Origin of the sequence: Pseudoroseomonas cervicalis ATCC 49957 (assembly GCF_000164635.1) — a bacterium.
Taxonomy (GTDB): Bacteria; Pseudomonadota; Alphaproteobacteria; order Acetobacterales; family Acetobacteraceae; genus Pseudoroseomonas; species Pseudoroseomonas cervicalis.
The window spans coordinates 1-2,070 of the sequence record NZ_GG770946.1; the positions used below are offsets into that span (position 1 = coordinate 1).

Annotated in this window: 1 protein-coding gene; it reads left to right on the forward strand. The window is 74.3% G+C overall.

The annotated features are described in order from the left end of the window. Positions 1-2,063, forward strand: a 2,063-nt coding sequence (locus HMPREF0731_RS20630) for a putative bifunctional diguanylate cyclase/phosphodiesterase (protein ID WP_007006170.1), incomplete at its 5' end; no start/stop codon positions are given. Positions 2,064-2,070: the final 7 nt, after the last annotated feature.

Here is a 2,070-nt window from a genome sequence, read left to right on the forward strand (position 1 = left end):
CGGATGTCCCGCCGGTGCCGCCGCGCCCCGCCGCCGCGGTGCTGGGCGTGCCGGACTGGGAGACGGAATGCCCGCTCGAGCGCCTGCGGACCGCGATCTGGGTCTATGACATCGACCAGTGCCGCATCCTCTGGGCCAACCCCCCGGCGCTGCGGCTGTGGCGGGCCGGGAGCCTGGCGGAGCTGGCGGCGCGCGACCTGGCGCGCGACATGTCGCCCGCCGTGGCCCGCCGGCTGCGCCAGTACCAGGAGGATTTCATCCGCCTGGACGCCAGCTTCACCGAGCTGTGGACGCTCTACCCGCGCGGCGAGCCGCGCAGCCTGCAGGTGTCCTTCCGCGGCCTGCGGCTGACCGATGGCCGCATGGCCATGCTGTGCGAGACGCTGGACGACTTCGCCGCCGGCGCCGAGACGCTGCGCAGCGTCGAGGCGCTGGTCCACACCTCGGTGATGATCGCGCTCTACGCGGCGGACGGGCAGATCCTCTACCGTAACCCGGCGGCGCGCGCCGCCCTGCCGGCCTGCGGCACCAGCTTCGGCGACCGCTTCGTCGATGCCGGGCAGCACGCCGCCTTCTGCGCGCTCGTCGAGCGCGAGGGCGAGGGGCGGGCGGTGGCGCGCATGCGCACCGCGCGCGGCGCCCGCTGGCACGAGGTGACGCTGCGCCGCTGCCACGACCCGGCCACCGGCCAGCCCGCCTGGCTGGTCAGCGAGGTCGATGTCTCCGAGCTGAAGGAGGCCGAGCGCAAGGCGGATTTCCTGGCCAGCCACGACGTGCTGACCGGCCTGCCCAACCGCGCCTCGCTGCACCCGGCCTTCGCCCGGCTGCGCCAGGGCGGCGGCGTCGCGCTGATGTTCATCGACCTCGACGGCTTCAAGCATGTCAACGACGCCTTCGGCCACCCGGTGGGCGACCGGCTGCTGGTCGAGGTGGCGCGCCGCCTGCGCGGCCTGCTGCGCGCCGAGGACGAGGTGCTGCGCCTGGGCGGCGACGAATTCCTGCTGCTGCTGCGCCGCCACGGCCAGCCGGGCGAGGTGGAGAGCGTCGCCGAGCGGCTGCGCGAGGCGCTCTCCCTGCCGATCGAGACCGCCGGGCAGCGGCTGCAGGTGACGCCCAGCATCGGCATCAGCCTCTGCCCCGAGCACGGCACCGATGTGGACGAGCTGGCCAAGCGCGCCGACCTGGCGCTCTACGAGGCCAAGGCCGCCGGGCGCGATGGCTGGTGCTACTTCGCCGCCGAGATGGACCGCCGCGCCCGCGAGCGCCACGCGCTGGAGGCCGAGCTGCGCGCGGCGCTGCAGCGCGAGGAGTTCGAGCTCTACTACCAGCCCCGCCTCTGCGTGCGCAGCGGCAGGCTGCGCGGGGCGGAGGCGCTGCTGCGCTGGAACCACCCCAGGCTCGGCCGCATCACGCCGGACCGCTTCATCGGCCTGTGCGAGGAGACCGGGCTGATCATCCCGCTCGGCCGCTGGGTGCTGGCGGCGGCGGCGCGGCAGCAGCGCGCCTGGGCGGCGCGCGGGCTCGACCTCTCGGTCTCGGTCAACATCTCGCCCCGGCAGTTCCGCGACCCGGATTTCCTCCCCGGCATCACCCGGCTGGTGCGCGAGACCGGCTGCGACCCGCGCCGGCTGGAGCTGGAGATCACCGAGAGCACGCTGATGGGCGATGATTCGGCCACGCTGGAGCTGCTGACGGCCCTGCGCGCCCAGGGCTTCCGCCTGTCGATCGACGATTTCGGCACCGGCTATTCCAACCTCGCCTATCTGCAGCGCTACCCGGTGGACAGCCTGAAGATCGACCGCTCCTTCCTGGCCGGGCTGGAGAGCGAGCGGCCGATCGCCGCCCTGGTCGTCGCCATGGGCCGGCTGCTGAAGGTGACCCTGGTGGCCGAGGGGGTGGAGACCCAGGCGCAGCTCGACTGGCTGCGCGCCCAGGGCTGCGAGGAATACCAGGGCTTCCTGTGCAGCCCGCCGCTGCCCGCCGCGGCGATGGCGGCGCTGCTGCAGGCCGAGCTCCGCACCCTTGGCGCCACGCCCGGCCTGCTGCGCCGCCAGGCCTCGTGAGGCGGCG